The organism is Chitinophaga sp. G7 BAM 1005, assembly GCF_057126945.1.
The window spans coordinates 3645490-3669831 of the sequence record NZ_CP181478.1 but is presented as its reverse complement, the minus strand read 5'-3'; the positions used below and the strand labels follow the sequence as shown (position 1 = coordinate 3669831).

At 46.3% G+C, this 24342-nt stretch carries 2 protein-coding genes; both read left to right on the top strand.

The window, feature by feature from the left end; all coding sequences use genetic code 11:
* Positions 1-45: 45 nt before the first annotated feature.
* Positions 46-19674, top strand: a complete 19629-nt coding sequence (locus ACMXI2_RS14480) for an amino acid adenylation domain-containing protein (protein ID WP_483782275.1) — start codon at positions 46-48, stop codon at positions 19672-19674.
* Positions 19671-24299 (top strand): amino acid adenylation domain-containing protein, encoded by a 4629-nt coding sequence (locus ACMXI2_RS14475; protein ID WP_483782274.1) that lies wholly within the window; start codon positions 19671-19673, stop codon positions 24297-24299. Before ACMXI2_RS14480 ends, ACMXI2_RS14475 begins: the two co-directional genes overlap by 4 nt.
* Positions 24300-24342 lie beyond the last annotated feature (43 nt).

The window sequence follows — 24342 nt, the reverse complement described above, 5'->3', positions numbered from 1 at the left end:
TACCGGTTATTTCTTCAAAATATTACCCACTTAAATCCTATTCCCTTGAAAAAGAAGCTTGAGAAATCAAATGTGCAGGAGATCAGCGAGCTTAGTATGGTCCAGAAGGGCATGTTGTATCATTATTTGAAGGAAGCAGATTATAATCTTTATAATGTCCAGATATCCTTCGCGGTATCGGGACCGCTCGATATGAACGTCCTGAGACAGGCATTCTCCCTGCTACAGTCGGAGAATGATGTATTGAGATCTGTATTCAGATGGGAGGAAATAAAGGCTCCTATACAGATAATTCTGAAGTCCTGTGATCTCGACATTAAATATTACGACTACTCAAAAGATAACCCTGAGACAGCTGCAGGTATAATCACGCAGGAACTGTTGAACGATCAGCAGGAGAAATTTGACCTGACAGTCTTGCCTCTGCGGGTTCGTGTCTTTCAGAAAGCAACGGAAGATTTCATTATCGTCATCACACATCATCATATTTTATATGATGGATGGAGTACAGCAATCGTGATAAAAGATTTGCTCCGGTATTATAATAGCCTTAATAAGGGGGCTCGGCCTGAACACACTGATAAACCTGGCTTTGGCGCTGTTTATGCGGATAGCTGGCAACTGGTGGATCACGAGGCGTCAGGAAATTACTGGAAGAACTACCTGGAGGGATATGAAATTGGACACCCTTTGTCGGAGGTTGCTAACCAGGGAGAAGTGTCGCAGGATGTCAGCAAGCTTAGGATCAATAAAAAACTGGATGGCCTTGATGAATTTGTGAAAAAGAATAAAGTTACGAAAGCGGCAGTTATTTATACGGCTTATGGCCTGCTGCTGCAACAGTATGGTAATACAAATGATGTGGTGTTTGGAACGACCGTATCTAACAGGAACCCCTTTGTGCAGGGGAGCCAGGCGGTAGTGGGGAATTTTATCAATTCTATTCCAATAAGAATTCATGTTGATGAGCGGATAACGATCGAATCGCTGGTGAAAAGTGTGAATAAGGGATTGATAGAGAGAAGTCAATTTCATCATTCATCTTTGCACGAAATTAACCAGGCAGTTGGCATCACCGCAAATGAGAGCCTGTTTCAGTCGAGTATCGGCTTTGAAAACTATCCGGTTGATCAGCATATTCTAGACAGCGTAGATGGATTGAATATCGTCCTGTACGGGTATTATGAGAATACAAACCTGCCGCTGTCTATCCAGGTATTTACCGATGAAGCATTGGTGATCGACTTCAACTACAAGAGCAGTATTTTTTCAACGGACTATATAGAGAAATTTGCAAGCTACTTCATTCGCCTTATCGGGGATGTGCTAACTTACCCGGATAGGCTTGTCAGTGAGGTGCTGCTGTTAGACGCGGCTGAAAAGGATACCATCCTGTATGCTTTTAACGATACGAAGGCCGATATACCACCTTATCAGTCTGTTATTGAAATGTTTGAGCGGCAGGTGGCTGCTTACCCGGATCATATTGCGGTAGTATTTGGAGAAACCAGGCTTTCCTATGCCGTATTAAATAAGCGGGCCAATCAGGTGGCGGCCGCGGTACTGAATAGTCATCCGGGTCTGGATATCATCGGTTTGCGGGTAGAACCCTCCGTTGAAATGATGATAGGAATGCTGGGAATATTAAAAGCCGGGGCTGCCTTTTTGCCTGTCAACCCTGAAACATCTGTATCCAGGCTGAAGAAAATTTGTGAGGATGCAGGCTGCCGGTTAATATTGACGCAGCAACAACTGTTGGTTGATGTTCCTGTTGGAATTGATCAGCTGGCGCTGGATAATCCGGACCTGAATAACAGTTCCCCGGAAAACCCGTTGGTGACCATTAAGCCCGGTGATTTGCTGTATGTGATATATACTTCAGGAACCAGTGGCATACCTAAGGGCGTCATGATTTCAAATGAGAATGTGATTAATTATACCGCCTGGATTAACAAATTCGCAAAGATAAACTATACTGATAAAACCGCATTGGTAACATCATTTGCATTCGATCTGGGTTATACAGGAATATTTTCCTCCATATTGTCCGGTGCAGAATTGCATATATTACCTGCGGAAGTTTACATGCAGCCCGCCTTTTTTCTCCGGTACATCCGGCAAAACCATATTACTTACCTGAAGCTGACGCCTTCCCTGTATGGCGCTGTAACAGATCATCCTGATTTTAAAACCGCAACCGGCTTAAGGTTGGTGATACTGGGCGGAGAAAAGATCAGGGTGCGGGCAATAGAACAAACATTCGTACAGCATCCATCCATAGAAATTATCAATCACTACGGACCAACTGAAACAACTATTGGCGCGGTAGCAAGATATGTTCGCCGCGATCAGCTGTTGGACTTTAAGAAAGCACCCACTATTGGAAAACCAATCAGCAATGCCCGGTGTTATATATTGAATCAACACCTTATGCCTGTTCCTATCGGCATGAAAGGAGATTTGTATATCGCAGGAGCAGGAGTGGCCATTGGATATTTGGGGCAACAGGACTTAACTGATGAGCGGTTTATCGCTAATCCTTTTGAAGGCGGGGCCAGAATGTATATGACAGGGGATGTTGCCCGGTGGCTGCAGGATGGGAATATTGAATTTTTAGGAAGAAAGGATCACCAGGTAAAAGTAAGAGGATACAGGATAGAGCTGTCTGAAATTGAAACGGCGATGCTGTCGCTTGATGGTGTTGACCAGGTATTGGTGAAGGCCGAAGCGCAGGATGACGATACTATTTTGATGGCCTATTATCTCTCTGAAAGTCTGTTGAGCGAAGTGGGCATCAAAGATTTTCTTGCTGATGTGTTGCCGGACTATATGATTCCTGCGTTTATTGTTCATCTGACAGCATGGCCTTTAACTGCGAATGGCAAAATTAACATGAATGCCCTGCCGGCGCCATCCGTAAAACAACTTGGTTATACCGCTCCCACCACCGAAACAGAAGAAAAATTGATTGAGATCTGGTCGGCTATTCTGAAGCGGAATAAGGAGGACATTGGTATCGATCGTACGTTCACAGAGCTTGGCGGTCACTCCCTGCACATTATAGTGCTGGCGAGCAGGGTTTATAAGGTATTTCAGGTATCTGTTTCCATAAAAGACTTCTTCCAACACCAGACAGTAAGAAGTTTAGCGTTATTACTGGCGCAGTCGGAAACCCGTAAGCATATAGACATTCAAAAGGCGCCCGCGCAGGAATATTATAAGCTTTCATCCGGGCAAAACCGCCTTTATTTCTTATATCAGTATGATAAGCATTCCATTGCTTACAATGGTGGTATCGTGATGATGCTGGAGGGGGCCCTCGACAAATCGAGGATTGAACAGTCATTAAAAATACTCGTATCCCGTCATGAAATTTTACGGACTGGTTTTTTTGTGAAAGATGGAGAGCCGGTGCAGTGTGTGTTTCCGGATGTAGCGATGAATTGTGTATACTATAAAGCACAGCTTCCGGATGTGGAGGAGATGGTGAAAAGCTTCGTTAAACCATTTGATCTTGAAAAACCCCCATTGATCAGGGTGGGTATTATTGAGTTGTCGGAGAAGGAGCATATCCTGATGGTAGATACCCATCATATTGTTAGTGACGGCGTTTCCCAGCAGGTGCTTTTTGATGAGTTTATGTCTTTGTATAACGGAGTGCACCTCCCTGAACTAAAACGCCAGTATAAGGATTTTGCAGTTTGGCAGGCCGGTGAAGTGCAACAATGCCAGATGCTTACCCAGCGGGACTTCTGGTTGAAGGAATTTTCGGAATCGCCTCAGCAGCTGGATTTGCCGGCAGATTTTCCAAGACCTGTAATTAACAGCTTTAATGGACATGCGGTTGATTTTTCTATCCCCGTCCGGGAAACACAGCAGCTAAAATCAATAGCAGAAAAAGCCGGCGCTACCATGTATATGGCAGTAATGTCCGTCTTTAACATCTTTTTGTGCAAACTAACGGGGGAAGACGATATTGTTATCGGAACAGGGGTAGCAGGGCGACAGCATGCAGACCTGGAAACGATGGTGGGTATGTTTGTTAATTCATTACCTATACGAAATCATCCTGCTGCCGGCAAATCTTTCAGTGGATTTTTACTGGAAGTGAAAAACAAGATGTTGTCCTGCTTTGATCACCAGGACTACCCATATGAACAGTTAATTGATGATCTCAGTATTGAAAGAAAGACGAACCGCAATCCCTTGTTTGATGTGGCACTTTCGTACGAGAACTACAGAGAAAAGGAGCTCGTACTCCCTGGTCTGAAGATTTCTGTTTTTAAAACAGCACATGCCATTTCAAAATTCGATATTACCCTACGGGCATACGAGAAAGACAGTCAGCTGTTTTTAAGTTTTGAGTACGCGACAGATCTGTTTAAGGAAGCCACCATAAAAAGGTTTGTGCAATTTTTCACAAATGTAGTATCGGCGGTTACCTCCGATAGGAACATCAGTATCGCTACGATCCAGCTGATTAATCCTGTTGAACAGCATCAGATCCTGCACGAATTCAACTGTATTACACCTGCCGGCACGCAGGCGGCTACCGTGCTGGAACGGTTTAAGCAACAGGCAGCACAGCATCCGGATACCGTGGCCATTCGGGATGAAGTAGCTAACCCGATGGAATTATGGCCTTCTACGGCAGAGTATTTTATTTATGATGACATGTTGTACCATGCGATGACGAACGATGTAAGACGAAATGCATGGTATGAAAACGAGATCAGAAGACATGTGAAAGGAAAGGTGGTGGTGGAAATCGGAACAGGTCCGAATGCTATATTGTCGAGGTTATGCATAGAAGCTGGTGCGGAAAAAGTGTATGCGATCGAAATACTGGAAGAAACCTATAACAAAGCAAAACAGTTTTTAAAGGATGCCGGATTGGATCAGAAAATTCACCTGATTCACGGAGATGCCATGCTGGTGAACTTACCCGAGAAAGCTGATATATGTTTGTCGGAGTTGGTAGGCCCTATAGGAGGCTGCGAAGGCGCCGCTGTGGTGTTGAATAATGCCAGGCGTTTTCTGAAAGAAGACGGTATTATGATTCCCGGCAGAAATCTCACCAGGATTGCACCGGTTAGCTTACCCGGATATTTTATTGATACACCAGGTTTTTCTGATGTTTCTGCTCCTTATGTCCGCAAAACATTTGATTACATCGGTGGAAGTGTAGATATAAGGCTTTGTCTGAAGAACTTTTCAAAGGAATATCTTTTATCCGGCCCTGAAACATTTGAGGACCTGGATTTTAGTGAGGGAGCGGTAAAACCGGAAGATAGCCACGCTGTGAAATTCTATATCCGGAGGGTGGATACTATACAGGGATTCCTGGTGTGGTTAACAATGCCAGGCACAAATGGAGAAGTACTGGATACCATTAACTATGAATATTGCTGGCTGCCGGTATTCGTGCCTGTTTTTTACCCCGGGCTTGCGGTTGGCAAGGGCGATATGATTGAGATGGTGATTGACAGGCGGCTGAATGATAACGGAATTAATCCCGACTTTAGCATCAAAGGTTGTTTGACCCGGACCTCCGGTGAGAAAATTGATTTTAATACCGACTTGCCTCATTTCCCGCAACGTTTCCGTAGTGAACCATTCTACCATAAAATCTTTAGCGAAGAGGGCGCCGTTGTAACCACAGGCAGCCGGAAGGTGTATGAAAGCATGACCTATAAACGGCTGGATGAGAGGTCTGATCAGGTGGCCGGGATACTGATGGAGAAAGGGGTATTGCATGGTGATATTGTAGGTATCCTGCAGGAATGCTCCGCTGCTACAATTGCCAATATACTGGGCGTGATGAAGGCCGCAGCAGTTTACCTGCCACTGGATCCGCGTTGGCCGGCGGGGAGGATCTGGTCAATCCTGGAAGAGAGTAAACCGGGATATTGTATCACTGACAGGCAATATCGTGACTTTCTTTCCGGAGGCACACGGGTTATAACAGGCCAGGAGGGTCTGCCAGACAGCTTCCTGCCGGATTTTCTATTACAGGATGATTTGCTCAGCGAAGGAGATCTGTTTTCCGGTACGCCCGGTGGCCGGGAAGTGCAGGAAAGGGATAATGCTTATATTATTTATACATCCGGATCTACCGGAAGGCCGAAAGGCGTGCTCCTGGGGCATAAAGGCCTGGCTAACCTGGCAACGGTTTTTACAAACGTATTGGCACTCGCTCCTGCAACCAGGTTGCTACAGTTTTCGTCTCTGGGATTTGACGCGTCTGTTGCGGAAATTTTCCCGGTACTATCTTCTGGAGCTACATTAGTCATCTTCAAAAGATCTGATACTTTTTCTGCGGATGTTCTGTATTCAGTGCTGAAAGAACAGGCTATTGATGTTGTTACGCTTCCTCCATCTGTTTTAAGGGTGTTGCCCGCTGAGGGCCTGCACCAGCTGAGGGCCATTATTTCTGCAGGAGAGGCCTGTGACAGGAAGATTGCATTGCAATGGGCGCCCGGGCGGACTTTCCTGAACGCATACGGACCTACGGAATATACAGTTTGTACTTCCATTCTTGCTATGAAGAATGAGGCGCCGGCACAGATTACGATTGGAAAGCCGATAGCCAATACCAGGATATTGATCCTTGGGTTGAATAATGAATTGCAACCTGTTGGCGTACCGGGAGAACTTTGCATTTCCGGGTATGGACTGGCAAAGGGATACCTGCATAATGAATATCTCACGTCGCAGAAATTTGTGCCAAATCCTTTTTATCCCGGTGAAATGATGTATAGAACAGGGGATTTTGGGATGTGGGATGCTGACGGTAATATCGAATTCCTGGGCAGAACAGATGACCAGGTAAAGTTGCGTGGCTTTAGAATAGAACTGGGTGAAATTGAAAACTGCCTGCTGGAACACGAAGAGATTCAGGGAGCAGCGGTGATCATCAGGGAAGGGAATGGAACAAAATCACTGATCGCCTACTACGTATCAGCGTCACCCGTTCCTGTAGCTTCGTTGCGTGCTTTCCTGCAGCAGCAACTGCCGGAGTACATGATGCCTGTCCTGTTTGTACAACTGGAATCTATGCCTTTGACTTCGAGCGGAAAAATCAACAGGCGCGGTTTACCCGATCCTGAAATATCCTCAACCGGAGAGTTCGTACCGGCTGTTACACCGGAGGAAAAGCTGCTTTCAGAAATATGGTTAAATGTACTGGGAATCGCAAGGGTTAGTGTAACGGATAATTTCTTCTCACTGGGAGGTGATTCTATCAAATCCATACAAATCATGTCCCGGCTTCGTTCGGCAGGGTATGAAACAACGATCAGGGATATCTTCGACAGTCAGACCATCAGGGGATTATCGTTAAAGCTGAGACGTTTATCAGCCATCTCTTCCCAAACAGCAGTAACAGGAGACGTTGGATTGACGCCCATTCAACAATGGTTCTTCCAGAACCCATTTGAACAACGGCATCATTTTAACCAGTCGGTAGTGCTTCACTTCCCCGGGAGGATAGAGACAAACCGCGTACTTGACATATTCAGAAAGCTGACTGATCATCACGATGCTTTACGCATGGTGTTTGAAGAACAGGGAGGGACAATTGTTCAGCGCAACCTAGGTACCGGTGTGCCGGTGTCCCTGGAAGTAATTGAACTATATAAAAAAGATGACAGGCACGCAGATTTCATATTACATTGTAATGCCCTTCAGTCGGGTATCAACCTGGCCACAGGCCCGCTGTTGAAGCTTGGATTGTTTTATACGCCAGACGGCAGCCGCTTGGTGGTGATTGTTCATCACCTGGTTATTGATGGTGTTTCCTGGCGAATCCTGTTTGAGGATATCGAAACGTTATATCGTCAAACCGCGCAGGGAGAAACGCTATTGCTACCGTTGAAGACGGATGCTTTCCAGCAGTGGTCTGCTGCTTTGTTGCGGTATGCAGAAAGCGATGCCTTCCGTTCGGCCAGTGCGTACTGGTCCCGGATCGATGAGCAGCCTGTCTTCCGGCTGCATCGGGACTACCCCGTTGCGCAGGGACGACGCACTTCCTTACGACGCGAAGCCTTTACCTTAGACCGTAATACCACTGTGAAGTTACTTTACCATGCGCAACACACGCAGGTGAATGATATGTTGTTAGCCGCCCTTTACCTGAGTATGCGCAGGCAGTATGCGATACCGGTATTACGTGTTGACATGGAAGGACATGGCCGCTCAGATATTGGCGCTACGGTCAATGTAAGCCGCACTATAGGCTGGTTTACGACTATTTATCCCGTTATACTAACAAGCGACAGCGATGACCTCGGCGTATTGATCCGCGATGTCCGGCAAACGCTCAGCAGTGTTCCTAACGGAGGGATCGACTACCTGCTCATGCAGCAGCACAGGTCAGTTCCGGAAAGGCACGACAAGTACACCGGGATCAGTTTTAACTACCTGGGACAATTCGACAGCGACACCATGGGCAGATCTTATGGTATCTCTTCAGATCCACATGGGGAAACCATCTCGCCGGAAGAAATACGGTTGTATGATTGGGACATCATCGGGATGATCAGCTCCGGTCAGTTACAGGTACAGTTGAATTATAGCACGTCTCAATATCGTCCGGATACGATAGCCGCATTCATGGATGTATACAGGGAGTGTTTGAGTGAAGTCATTGATTACTGCAGCTCCGGAGAGAAAATATTACTGAGTCCTTCTGATCTCACCTGGAAAAGCATCCCGGTAAGTTTGCTGGATGAGTTACAGGAACAACAGGAGGTGGAAGATATATACCCGCTGTCTCCCACACAGGAAGGGCTTTTATTTCACGCTTTGTTGGATAAAGGATCCGATCATTACTTTGAACAGATGCTTATCCATATGGATGGCGAACTGGATATTGCGGCGGTTGAATCGGCCATGAATGCACTGGTAGCACGTTATGCAGTACTGCGGACACGGTTTTTGCATGATCGTTATCATCGCCCGCTGCAAGTAGTGTTAAAGAGTGGAAAAATCGACTTCCAATATCACGACGTTCGTGAAGAATGCCTGGAATCAGGTAGAAAGCAGGTGCTGGAAGCTTACCGGCATCTTGACAGGTCCCAACCTTTCCTGTTGGAGGAAGACAGGTTAATGCGGCTGACAGTTCTCAAAACGGGGCACAGGGAGTATGAGCTTTTATGGAGCCATCACCACATACTGATGGATGGTTGGTGTATTGGTATTATCGTCAGGGATTTTAAAGAAGTTTATACCAGGATGTTGTCCGGCGAATCCATTTCAATGGGTATGGTAACGCCATATTCCCGTTATATAGAGTGGTTAGAGACGAGAAACAAAAATAAATCGGCCGCCTACTGGAAGGAGTATCTCGGGGGATATACCCAACAGGCGGATCTGCCCGGGAAAGCCTTGCGTATTTCAGATAGTTCATCCTATACTATCGTTACACATCAGGCGCCTATCAGTGAGGAGCTGACAAAATCCATTGAATCACTTTCTGCAAAAGTGGGGGTAACCATTAATACAATATTTAAAGTAGCCTGGGGAATAATGCTCGGTCGCTATTGCAATTTGGACGATGTTGTATTTGGTACGGTCGTATCCGGCCGCCCCGGTGAAATTGCCGGTGTGGAATCGATGGTCGGTTTATTTATTAATACCGTACCAGTACGAATTATACTGGATAATGCAGCGGTAGTGGAAGAACTGCTAAAAGATACACAGCAGCAGGACCTGGAAGCGAATTTACACCATTATTATCCGTTGTCAGAAATACAGGGACTAAATGAATTGGGCAGCCGTTTGTTCACCCACATCATGGCCTTCGAGAATTACCCGCTTGATGAAGACGTGAAGAATATCAGCGATGGACTCAGCATCACAGCGGTAGAAACATACGAGAAAACGAACTATGACCTTTGGGTAACGATATATCCCGGGAAAGACATCCTGCTGAAAATCAGTTATAATAGTAACACATATGCTGATGAGATTATCAGAAATATGTTGCATCACCTGCAACAGGTACTTAGCCGGATGGTAGCTGCACCTGCATTAACCCTATACGGAATCGAGCTGCTCTCTGAATTGGAGAAAGCAGCACTGGTAGATAGCCTGGACTATACCAACAGCCACTATCCTAAAGATAAAACGATACTGGACCTGTTTGATGAACAGGTAACCAAGTGGCCGGGGAATACAGCCGTACAATATGAAGGCGTCGCTATTACCTATGCCCAGCTGGATGAACAGGCGGGGCAGGTGGCCGCGCAGCTAACGGCCCGGGGAGTGAAACCTGATGCTGTAGTAGGTCTTTTGATGGACCGTTCGATAGAAATGGTAGTAGGCATGCTGGGTATTCTGAAAGCCGGTGGCGCCTATTTGCCGGTTGATATTACCTATCCGGAGGAAAGGAGGAATTACCTGCTGGATAATAGTCAGACGCGACTGGTGCTGACAACAGAGGAATTTGCTGACCAGGTAAAGCCAGGTATAGCGGTGGTGCGGATAGAAGACCGGGAGCAGTTCCCCGCTGTTTTGGCTGACAAGCCGTTACCATCGAACTTATGTTACGTTATTTACACCTCGGGAACAACAGGGAATCCCAAAGGAGTGATGGTAGAGCATCGTAATGTAGTGCGGTTGCTCAGCAACGATGATTTCCAGTTTTCTTTTGGTCCCACGGATGTTTGGACGATGTTCCATAGTCATTGCTTTGATTTCAGTGTATGGGAGATTTTTGGGGCATTGTTAACCGGCGGTAAGGTGATTATCGTTCCGAAGATGACAGCGCGTGATACAGGTTTGTATCTTAAATTATTGCGGGAAGAAGGGGTGACGGTGCTGAATCAAACGCCCAGCGCTTTTTATAATCTTTTGCAATTGTCTGTAACGGGGCTGTCTTTACGCTATGTTATTTTCGGGGGAGAAGCCCTGAGGCCGGGGAAATTGCAATCGTGGCGGGAGATGTATCCTGCTGTTAAGCTGATTAATATGTACGGGATTACGGAAACGACCGTGCATGTTACCTATAAAGAGATCACAGAAAAAGAGATCGGCAGTAATATCAGCAACATCGGCAAACCTATCCCTACTTTATCTGTTTACCTGCTGGATGCGCATCAGCGGCTGGTTCCGGCAGGGGTCACCGGTGAGTTATACGTAGGCGGATCGGGCGTTTCCAGGGGCTACCTGGGCAACGAAGCCTTAACATCTGCAAAGTTTGTACAGGATCCGTATAAAACCGGCGGGCGGCTTTACCGCACCGGCGACCTTGGCCGTCTGTTGCCCGGTGGTGAAATTGAATACCTTGGCAGGAAAGACCACCAGGTACAATTACGAGGTTTCCGAATAGAGCTGGGAGAAATAGCGCATGCCTTATCAGGTAACAGCCATATTGGTGAAGTGGTGGTGGAAGCCCGTGAAAAGGAAGACGACAAATACCTGGTGGCCTATTATACTGCTGAGGAGGAAATAAGCAGTACCACATTGCACACCTACCTGTTGGAGAAAATACCGGACTACATGATCCCGTCTTATTTTGTTTACCTGGATTACTTCCCGTTAACCTCAAACGGAAAGCTTGACAAAGCAGCGTTACCCATGCCGGGGGTTGGAAAACAGGATGCCGGTACAGCGCCTGAAACAGACAGCGAGAAAATAATGCTGGATGCGTGGGAAGAAGTACTTGGTACGCGTGCCATCTCTTTATCAGATAATTTCTTTGCTATAGGAGGCGATTCCATCAAGGCGATAAGGCTGCTGCCCGCCATCAGGAAACGGGCCGCTACGGGTATCGGGTTAATTGACATATTTGAGTGTCCTACTATCTCCCTGTTGGCAAAGCGATTCGAAACAAAGCAACAGGAACCTCTTGCTGTTGCCGCTGCCGGGAAGGTTATGCAGGAGCTGGATGAGCTGAATGCCAGTTTTATGGGCCGTGAAAATATAGCGGAAGTTTTTCCGATGAGCGATATCGAAAAAGGAATGATCTATCATTCTCTTTCTGCCAGTGAAGGCGCTTTGTATCATGATCAGAGTACATTCAATGTTCGCTATATCTCATTCAACGCCGATTTGTTTCAGCAAGCCTTGCAGTTGATGGTTGAAAAGCATGGGGTGCTCCGGGCTGCCTTCAATATGAGTGATTATGAAGTGCCGTTGCATGTTGAATACAAACACATTGACGCAGCTATCCGTTTCTCTGATATCTCACACCTGGAGAAAAATGAGCAACAGTCCACTGTAATTGAATTTATGGCATCCGACAGGCAGGCGCCCTTCAATTATGAACAGCCTCCTCTCTGGAGAATGAATATTTTCAGGTTGTCTCATGAAAACTATTTCCTGGTATGGGTATGTCACCATTCGATTATGGATGGATGGAGTGTTGCCTCATTCATGACGGAACTCAATAACACTTATCTGAAATTATTGGCGGATCGCTCGTTCCGCCCGGCAGCCATCAACGTTTCCTATAAACACTATGTGATACAGGAACTGCTCGCCAAACGTAATAAGGCAATATCCCAGTACTGGCAGGAGGAATTGCATGACGTTGCCAAACAGGAACTGGCGGATACAGGGCATGTAAAACGGCATAGTGTAGGACAGGAACAGCAACGGCTTTCAGGCGAGCTATATGAAAAACTGACCTCTTTTTCCAGGGATAAAGGGATTGGTATAAAAACAATCCTGGTGTCGGCCTACCTGGCTGTTCTGAAGATGTTTACTTATAACGATGAGGTAATTGTAGGACTGGTATCCAGCAACCGCCCCGCGGAAGAAGGCGGAGACCAGGTACTGGGCTGCTTCCTGAATACCGTGCCTTACAGATTCAGGTTCCCCAATGAGCTTTCCTGGAACGGATTGCTGCAGCTGGTCGATAAAAAGATGATTGATGTTGGCAGGTATCAGCAGTTGTCATTATTTGACATACTTAAACTCATTGATCGCGCAGGGGTTAACGAAAATCCGCTGTTTGATTCGATCTTTAATTACGTGGATTTCCATATCTACAATGAGGCCTTATACGAGACTGACAGGCATGCGCCCGCAACGATATCCGCCGACCTGGATATCAAATCTTATGCAGTTACAAATACCGATCTCGATTTTAACATCAGTACCAGGAATGGGAATTTTGAAATCAGCATAAACTACTCGACACAGAAATTCAAACAAACCTTTATTCAACGATTCATTCAATATTTTGAAAGCGCACTGAATAATATTGTAATGTCCCCTCATGCCCTGGTAATTACAGGCAACCTGATGAATCAGACAGAAATAGACCAGTTGCTGGTTGAATTCAATGATTCCGCTGTTGACATTGATCAGGAAGAAAATATTATTTCACTGTTCGAAAAACAGGTGGCAAAAACACCGGATAATATTGCAGTCACATCTGGTAGCATAGCCGTGACATACCTTGAACTAATGCACAAAGCCCGCCGGATCGGACTGTACCTGAATAAAGAGCACGGTGTTGGCGTAAATCACGTGGTAGGCGTACTGATGCAAAAATCAGAACGCCTGGTGTTTACTATCATGGGAATTTTACGGTCGGGCGCCTGCTATCTTCCGATTGATCCCAAAACGCCTGTTGAAAGGATCAGATTTATGGCCAGGGATAGCAAAATGAAAGTACTGATCACTGATATTCCGGAAGAAGATGTATATAGCATAACTGATACAAACATTTTGCGGTATGATACACTGGAACAAAGCATAAAGGATGTTCCTGTGACCGGGACTTTCCCGCGGGCTTCCGCTGCCGACCTGTTCTACGTGATCTACACTTCAGGGTCTACCGGAAACCCGAAAGGTGCCGCCATTAAAAATATTTCGTTCCTGAACCTGGTGAACTGGTATGTGAGGGCGCTGGATACAACCACAGCCGATAATTTCCTGCTGATAGCCCCTATCGCCTTTGACCTGGCACAGAAAAACTTTTTCGCACCATTAGTAACAGGATCAAGGTTGACTTTGGCAGAGGAGATACAGCATGATTATCTTAAAATGTTAGCTACAATAGCAGCTGAAAAAGTAACCATGGTAAACTGTGCGCCTGCAGCCTTTTATCCTTTACTGGAAGAATGTGCTCCCAATAAATATGATCGCCTCAAATACATCAGATATGTTGTATTGGGAGGAGAGAATATCAATATGGGTGTTTTTGCCGGCTGGATAAAATCCGGCCACTTCCAGGCAAAGGTCATGAACTCTTACGGCCCTACCGAATGTACGGATGTAGTGTCCTACTATGTAGTGGAGGATTATGATGTACAGAAGAATCACATTATACCGATTGGAAAGCCGGTGGACAATACCCTGTTATACATACTGGATAGTCGTCAACAGCTGCAACCGCCTGGCGTAAAAGGAGAGATTTGTATTGCAGGTATCGGGGTGTCAAAAGGATACCTGAATAATAACGATCTGACCAACACGAAATTTTTACCCGATACCATCAGCGGGTCGGGATTAATGTATAGAACAGGCGATTTTGGCGTGTGGCTGCCGGATGGTAATATCGAGTTCCTGGGCAGAATAGACAACCAGATAAAGTTACGTGGGTTCAGAATAGAATTGAGTGAAATCGAGAATTGCCTGCTGAAACACGAACAAGTTCAGGGGGCGGCGGTGATTATCAGGGAATTGAATGGAACAAAATCCCTGATTGCGTATTTCGTGTCGGCTTCACCTGTTCCGGCAGCTTCATTGCGTACTTTCCTGCAGCAACAGCTGCCGGATTATATGATTCCTGCCTTGTTTGTGCAACTGGAATCCATGCCTTTAACTCCGAACGGAAAAATAAACAGGCGTGGTTTGCCTGATCCTGAAGTGTCATCATCAGGAGCGTTCGTACCAGCTGTTACGCCGGAAGAGAAACTGCTGTCAGAAATATGGTTAAGTGTACTGGGCATCGCACAGGTAAGCGTTACCGACAACTTCTTTTCATTGGGTGGCGATTCTATCAAATCCATACAAATTACCTCACGTCTTCGTTCCGCAGGATATGAAACAACAATCAGGGATATCTTCGGCAGTCAGACTATCCGTGAGTTGTCGTTGAAACTGAGACGTTTGTCCGCTATTTCTTCTCAGGCAGCGGTATCGGGGGAAGTTGGGTTGACGCCGATCCAGCAATGGTTCTTTGATGGCCCACTGGAACAAAAGCATCACTTTAACCAGTCGGTGGTGCTTCACTTCCCGGAGCAGCTAGCCGAAGATCGGGTGCTTAAAATATTCAGGAAGCTGACGGATCATCATGATGCATTACGTATGGTGTTTGAAGAACAGGGCGATACAGTGGTTCAGCGCAACCAGGATACTGGTATGCCGGTATCACTGGAGGTGGTTGACCTGTATAAGAAAGATGACTGGCAGGCCGATTTCATATCACATTGTAATGCCCTTCAATCAGGTATCAACCTTGCCACGGGCCCGTTGTTAAAGCTCGGGCTGTTTCATGTACCGGACGGCAGCCGCCTGGTATTGATTATTCATCACCTGGTCATCGATGGTGTTTCCTGGCGGATACTGTTCGAGGATATCGAAACATTATATCGTCAGGCTGTGCAGGGAGAGACACTGTCACTACCGTTGAAGACAGACGCCTTCCAGCAATGGTCCGCTGCTTTGTTGTCGTATGCGGAAAGTGATGCCTACCGGTCAGCCGGCATGCATTGGCTCCGGATAGATGAACAACCGGTTTTCCGTTTACCTCAAGATTATCCAGGTGCCCGGGGAATGCAGGCCTCCATACGTCGAGAGGTTTTTGCCTTAGACAGTAACCTTACCATGAAGCTAATACACCATGCGCAACATACGCAGGTGAATGATATATTGTTGGCCGCCCTTTACCTGAGTATGCACAGGCAGTATGCGGTGCCGGAACTACGCGTTGACATGGAAGGTCATGGCCGCTCGGATATTGGTGGTACGGTCAATGTGAGCCGCACTATAGGCTGGTTTACGAGTATTTATCCTGTAGTACTAACCAGCAACAGCGATGACCTGGGTGTATTGATCCGCGATATTCGGGAAACACTCAGAAATGTCCCGAACGGAGGAATGGACTACCTGCTCATGCAGCAGCGCAGGTCAGGTCCGGAAGGGCAGGAGAAAGGCGCCGGAATCATGTTTAACTACCTGGGTCAGTTCGATAGTGATACCGCGGGCAGATCTTATAAGATCACTTCGGATCCTCATGGAGAAACGATCTCGCCGGAAGATGTGCGATTGTATGATTGGGATATTGTTGCAATGATCAGCTCCGGCCAGCTGCAGGTACAGCTGAACTATAGCACATCACAGTACCGTCCGGATACGATAAGCTCGTTCATGAATGCATACAGGGAATGCTTAGGTGAGTTAATTGATTACTGCGGCTCCGGACAAAGGCTATTACTGTGTCCTTCCGATCTTACCTGCAAAAGTATCCCCGTAGGTTTGCTGGACGAATTACAGGAGCAGCAGGAGGTGGAAGATATTTATCCGCTGTCTCCCACGCAGGAAGGAATTCTGTTTCACTCGTTATTAAATCCTGATGCAGAAGATTATCATGGTCAAACCGTCATTCATATTGAAGGCGAGCTGGATATTGCCGCGGTTGAATCGGCCATGAATATGCTGGTAGCACGTTACGCAGTGCTACGGACACAGTTTTTACATGACCGGTATCATCGCCCGTTGCAGGTAGTACTAAAAGAAAGGAAGATGGACTTCCATTATCACGACGTGCAGGATGAATGCCTGGAATCGGGCAGGGAACAGGTCCTGGAAGTATACCGGAACCACGACCGGTTGAAACCTTTCCTTTTACAGAAAGATATGCTGATGCGACTGACCGTACTCCAAACTGGTTACAGGAAATATGAATTGATATGGAGCCACCATCATATACTGATGGATGGCTGGTGTATTGGTATTATCGTAAAGGACTTCAACGAAATTTATACGAAGCTGCAATTAAGTGAATCCCTTATCAATGCTGCTGTTAAACCGTATTCCCGGTATATAGACTGGCTGGAGAGCAGAGACAGGAACGAATCCGCACGTTACTGGAAAACTTACCTGGAAGGATATGATCTGCTGGCAGGTTTACCAGAAAAAGAAATTGCTGTGGGTGAAATGGCGCAGGGCAGTCACCTGATCAGTGAGTTAAAGCTGACACAGGAAGTGGTCGCATCACTGGCAAAGGTTTCCGTCGGATATGGCGTAACAATTAACACCATTATAAGAGTGGCATGGGGTATCCTGCTTGCCCGTTTTAACAATGTGAAAGATGTTGTTTATGGAGCCGTGGTTTCAGGTCGCCCTGCGGAGATTGAAGGGGTGGAAACCATGGTTGGATTGTTTATTAATACAGTCCCTGTCAGGCTTAAAATAGACCTGGACTGCAGTTTGAGCGAATTGCTGAAGGCAGCGCAGGAGGATGACCTCCGGAGCGAGCAGTATCACTACCATTCTTTATCAGAACTTCAGTCTTTCAGTAAGTTGGGCAGGAAGCTGATAGATCATATCATGGTATTTGAAAACTACCCCGTTGCCAGGCAACTGGAAGATATGTCAGCTGCAGAGAAGAATGGGAAAGGCTTTGATATCATCTCTGCAGCCTATAATGTCAAAACCAATTATGACCTTATTGTACGCATACTGCCGCAGAATGACTTTACCATACAACTTGATTTTAATCAGTGCAGGTACGATCAGGCTACTATTGACCAGGTGCTCAGTGGACTGAAGCATATTATTCACAGTATTGCCATCCGTCCATTGTCCACTTTGAGCAGTATCAGTGTGTTCGATGAGGCGGCTGATGCCACAATGAAAGCAACGTTTTCAGCTGACATCGAAGTAGCGCATGGCAGGATGACCATACAGGAACGGCTCCGCACATCATTTCGTCAACATAGCCAGAACGATGCGGTAGTATATAACGGTGTTGCACATTCCTATGCGGAAATGGAATCAACCATCAACAGAATCGCCAATACTATTTCATCGTTGAGGTTAGCGCCCGGTTCATTTGTGGGTGTTTTTTGCAGAAACAAATACCTGCAGGTATGTTCGATGGTAGCACTCTTAAAAGCCAGGCTGGCATTTGTACCATTGGACCCAACTTTGCCGGATCATCGGCTGGCCGCAATGGTGAACAGTGTGCAAATGAAATTGATCCTCACTGATCAGGAATCGGAGGTGGTAGCGCAGTTACCTTTTGCTGGCCGGCCGGAGTGGGTGTCTGTTACCGGCGAGGAAGCTGAGCGTGCTTCTTCACTGTTTGAGCGGGCAAACGATTATACAATAGAGGATATTATATATGCTTACTTTACCTCCGGCACAACCGGTACCCCTAAAGGAGTGGCGGGCAGGAACGGAAGCCTTTCGCATTTCATCGGTTGGGAAATCAGTACATTGAAAGTAGAACAGTCCTGCAGGATCAGTCAGTTCACCAGCCCGGGATTCGATGCATCCATGAGAGATATTTTCGTAGCGCTTTGTGCCGGCGGTACGCTTTGTATTCCGGATGAAGACATCTTTGCCGACGGAGATAGTCTCATTGCCTGGATAGAGCGCGAGCGGATAAATCTGATTCATTGTGTCCCCAGTCTTTTCAAACTGATCAGGACAGGCGATTTGTCCGGGCCGGTTTTTCACCAGCTGAAATGGATATTGCTGGCCGGTGAAAAGATTTTACCCTATGAGTTGAGTGACTGGTATGCCAGGTTTGGAGACAGCATTCAGCTGATTAATCTCTATGGTGCTACAGAAACAACACTGGTAAAAGGATTTTATTTCATCAAACCAACAGACCACCTCGCGTCCTTCATACCTGTAACTGCTATGCCGGGAGCCCAGTTCATGGTATTGGACGATACATTGAACGCTTGTCCGGAGAAAGTAAGGGGCGAAGTATATATACGTACGCCATATAGAACCGCCGGCTACCTCGTGGATGCCGGGATATCCAATGCCCTGTTTATACAGAATCCGTTTGCTGAAGACAACAATGACCTGATATACAGAACAGGGGATATTGGCCGCCTGCATGAAGATGGTAAACTTGAAATTTTAGGTCGTACAGACCAGCAGATTAAAATACGCGGTATACGTATTGAGCCGGATGACCTGAAACATAATATTCTCCGGTATGATGGCATAACGGATGCGGTGGTCATGGTGAGAAGCGACAATGGTGCAGCGCCTTTTTTATGCGCGTATTATGTTGCCAGACAGAAAACAGATAAGTCAGACCTGAGAAAATATTTAAGCACCTTGCTACCGGGATATATGCTTCCGGCATACCTGGTTCAACTGGATCAGTTCCCCTTGTCGTCTAACGGAAAGGTGGACCGCAATGCATTGCCTCCTCCGGAAATACAACAAACAATGGATATTGCAGCGCCTGCAGATGACCTGGAAAGGGCACTGGTCATCATCTGGGCGGAAGTGCTGAAACTGGATGAGCAACAGATAGGGGTAACAACAAGCTTTTTTGAGCTTGGGGGACACTCTTTGAAAGCAATTACTATGTTAAACAGGCTGAATAAAACTTTGGGAGTACGAATTCCGCTAAAAGAAGTTTTTGTCAGACAAACCATAACAGAGCTTGCATCTTATATTGCCACCATACTGCCGGCTGAACATGCGTTCGAAGGCGATGATGACGTAATTGAAATATCGTTATGAGAATAGATGAGTACATCACCCGGTTAAGAAAAGAGAATAACATTGTAATCTCTGTTGCTGATAACGATGTAAAAGTCCGTGGCGATAAGGCGGCACTTACACCCGAAGTTATTGCATCTATCAGGAGCCGGAAGCCAGAGATACTTGACTTTTTCAGTTCAGCGAGTTCAAATGAACTGGCCCCTCCTGTTCGCATAACGTCCGGTACCGGCTGTTACCGGCTGTCGGCCGTTCAGAAACGGCTTTATTTTCTCCATGAAATGAACAGGATGTCCCTCGCTTATAATATGCCGCAGGGCGTAAGAATTGTAGGTGCGTTAGATGTGCTGAAGCTGGAGGATAGCTTCAGGCAGCTGATCGGCAGGCATGAAGCTTTACGGACACAATTTAAAGTGGTGGATGGAGAAATAGTGCAAAGCGTGTTGGCAGCACCCGGTTTTTCCATCGAACACTATCAGCAGGAACACACCGATATGCAAACAAAGGTACAGGGATTTATCCGGCCCTTCGACCTGAAGCACGCTCCTCTTATAAGGGTGGGGCTTTTTGAATCTGACGTGGAAAAAATACTGATTGTAGATATTCATCACATCATTTCCGATGGAATATCCAACAGTGTGCTTATGCAGGAATTCCTCTCCCTGTATAATGATCAGCCGCTGCCCGGGGTGAGATTGCAGTATAAAGATTATGCGGAATGGCAACAAAATAGGATAAAGGAAGAGCAAATACAGCAGCAGCGGGCATTCTGGGTTGCCAAATTTTCGCCCGTTCCCCCGGTGATTGATCTGCCATACAATTTTTCAAGACCGCTTCATAAGACCTATAAAGGCAGTGCAGTTATTTTTCAGTTAGATGAACTTCAGTCGGCCAGGCTTAGGAGTATAACGAGGGAGGAGCATACTACTATATTCATGCTGTTGCTAGCTGTGTATAATATCCTGCTCAGTAAGCTGACAAATCAGGAAGATATCGTAGTGGGTACACCAACTTCCGGCAGGTTTCATGAAGACGTGGAAAGGACAATAGGCCCCTTTGTCAATACGATTGCATTGAGAAATTTTCCACGTGCGGATCGCTCTTTCCGGGACTTCCTGCAGGAGATAAAATTAACAGCTATTGAGGCTTTCGATCACCAGGACCGGGATTATGAAATGCTGGTAAGAGACCTGGAGATAGATAGAGGAAGCGGCCGTAATCCCCTGTTTGATGTTTTTATGGCCGTGCAGAACTTTGAACAACAGGAGTTTTCACTGCCAGGGATGAAATTGTCGAGGCTGAAAGCAACAAAGGAAATTTCCAAATTCGACCTCTCCCTACTAGTGGCAGAACACCAGTCCTTATTTACTTTCGAGTTTGAGTATGCAGCGGATTTATTTGAAAGGCAGACGATTGAAAGATGGGCTGGCTATTTTCAGCAGATAATCAATGAGGTAGTCAATAATGTCAACATCAGCCTGGCAAATATTGAAATGGTTCCCCCCGATGAGCAGCACCTGTTGCTTCACCGGTTTAATGATACCGCCACAGCCTACCCCAATAAGACCATTACCGCGGTATTTGATGAGCAGGTGGGAAAGACGCCGGATAATATTGCGCTTCGTTTTCATCATGGGAGCAATACTTACCTGGAACTCAAGGAAAGGGTTGACAAAACAGCCCGTTATCTGAGTGAAGTAAAAGGTCTGAAGAAAGGAGAGCTGGTTGGGGTAATGATGGAGCGCAATGAGTGGCTGATACCGGCTATATTTGGTATCCTTAAAGCCGGTGGTGTGTATGTTCCGGTTGATCCCGGCCATCCCGCGCAAAGAATAAAGTCCGTTTTAAAAGACGCCGGTATTCGGATGGTATTGGCCCGGAATCCTTCCGGCGACATGCAATGCAGCAATGATTACCAGCTGCTGGATTTGAACAGGGTAATCCCTGAAATACTTTCACAGCCGGCTGGATTTGAAAATGCGGGGTTGTCAGGTCAGGATCTTGCCTATATCATATTTACATCCGGTTCCACCGGAAAACCCAAAGGGGTGATGATTGAACATCATTCAGTTATCAACCGCCTATACTGGATGCAAAAGGAATACCCGCTCCGGGAAGAGAGTGTGCTGCTACAGAAAACGCCGCTGGTATTTGATGTTTCTGTTTGGGAACTCTTTTGGTGGGCATTTACCGGTGCTTCGCTTTGCCTGCTGGAGCCGGGAGCTGAAAAGGAACCCTCGAAAATAGTTGCTGCCATATCCGAAAATGGCGTGACTACCATACACTTTGTTCCGTCTATGTTGAGTGCCTTTCTCCCGGCGCTAGATGCCACATTTGATTTTACCCGCCTGCATACCCTGAAACAGGTATTTTCAAGTGGGGAGGAGTTGAAGGCCGAACATGTTGTCATGTTCCGGGATTCTTTATTCAGGAATTGTGGCAGCTCGCTGATCAATTTATATGGTCCTACAGAGGCAACGGTGGACGTTACGCACTACAACTGCACGATGGAGGAAACATCGAAGCCTGTGCCGATAGGTAAGCCAATTGATAACACCAGGCTATATATACTCAGTGCAAATGGTATACCTGTACCGGTAGGGGTTGCCGGTGAACTGCACATAGCGGGTGCAGGACTGGCCAGGGGATACCTGAATAATCCGGAGCTGACAGATTCAAAATTTATACAGCACCCCGTTATAAAAGGGGAAAGGATTTACAAAACAGGAGACCTTGCAAGATGGACTCCCGATGGTAATGTGGAGTTTTTGTGCAGGATCGATAACCAGGTAAAGGTCAGGGGAATCAGGATAGAACCGGGGGAAATAGAAAATCAACTGCTTTTGTCCGGTATGCTGAAAGAAGTAGTGGTGACTGTAAAAGAAAGAGGCAACGACAAAATCCTGGTAGCTTATTATACTGCGGAAGATCAGATCAATGAAACCCGGCTAAGGGACTTTTTGAAAGGCCAGTTGCCCGGTTATATGATTCCTGGGGCTTTTGTACAGCTGGAACAGATGCCGCTCACAGCCAGCGGCAAACTGGACAGGAAGGCTTTGCCGGATCCTGAATTCCTGCCATCAGAAAGCTATGCACCGCCCGCGAATGCAATGGAGGAAAAAATGATCGTAGTTTGGGCGGATGTTTTGCACCTGGAGAAAAATAATGTTGGGGTGGAGGACAACTTCTTCGCCATCGGCGGACACTCCATTATCGCCCATCGCTTAATTAATGCCATTAACAGTACATTTTCTTCGGTAGTTACTTTAAGGGATATTTTCGAACACCCCACCGTAAGAGGGCTTAGCAGCCTTATTGTGAACCATCATAAAAATCTCCTGCCTGCTTTTATAAGAGCCGGTGAAGCACCTTTTTACCCGGCTTCTGCGGCGCAGCGCCGGTTGTATTATGAACAGGTGTCCCAAAGAGACAGCCTTGCTTATAACATCAACAGTGCCTACAAGCTGGAAGGGGAAGTAGATCCTGATAACTTACAGCAAACATTTGAATACCTGATCCGGCGACATGAGGCATTGAGAACCTGCTTGTTTATGGCAGATGATACAGTGGTTCAACAAGTGGAAGAAGTGGTAACGTTCAGTATTTCCAGGCTGGACGCCGGGAAATATAACGATGCCGCCGCCGCATTGGCTGATTTTGTCAAACCGCATGATTTGTCCACCCCTCCGCTGCTAAGAGTAGGTTTGTTAAAGGACAAAAGACTGGGGAATATTTTGTTGATTGACATACATCATATTGTGTGTGATGGCATTTCGCTTAACATTTTAATGAATGAATTTAAGTTGGCGTATAAGGGTGAAGAACTGAAACATCTTCCCTACAGGTATATCGACTATGCAGTATGGCAACACGCTGAAGGAGGTGCGTATACTGCTCAAAGGGAATTTTGGAGGAGGCAGTTGTCTGGCGAGCTGCGTGCTCCCGACCTGCCGGTGATGATGAACAGGGATAAAGTGACTGTTTACACCGCCGCCAGCAGCGAGTTGGTAATTGATGATGAACTTTATGCCCGGATCAGGGAATTTACTGCCAGTGCAAACGTATCGGAATTTATGTTCCTGCTCTCCGTGTATTATATCCTGCTAGCCAGGGTGTCAGGTAACACCGATATTATAGTTGGGTCTGATACAATCGGCAGGAACAGGCCTGAGTTCCGCGATATAGTCGGCACATTTGTAAATGAGCTGCCACTGAGAGTGCAGGTAGAAAGGGAATTGCCATACGACGGTTTTTTAGCAGCGGTGAAAGATTGCGTTTTAAATGCATTTGACAACCAGGGTTTTCAATTTGATGAGATGTTGTCGCTGATAAAAAGAGATAAACATGAAAAGCTTATTCATATTCATTTTTCCTATGCAAACTTTCTTGACAATGAAGTGGAGCTGGATCTGCTGGCGTTCACAACAATAGACACGAGAAAGGAACGGAGACTAACCCGGTACGAACTCAAAGCGGAAGTATACCCCGGTAAAGGAGAAGGCATTCGCATTGCATTTGTGTACAGTAGTGAGTTGTATGAACATGCCACTATTCAAATATTTATGCGGTACTACCAAAACATCCTGGTGAATGTTCTCAATAATCCTCACGGTCGTATCCTGGATATAAATATGAAAAAATCCTGAACGTATCTGTTGCCATTTCTATTTAAACTCACAGAAAATTAAA

Excerpts from the sequence above, each read along its gene's own strand:
- ACMXI2_RS14475 (WP_483782274.1), top strand. The coding sequence starts at position 19,671 with ATGAGAATAGATGAGTACATCACCCGGTTAAGAAAAGAGAATAACATT.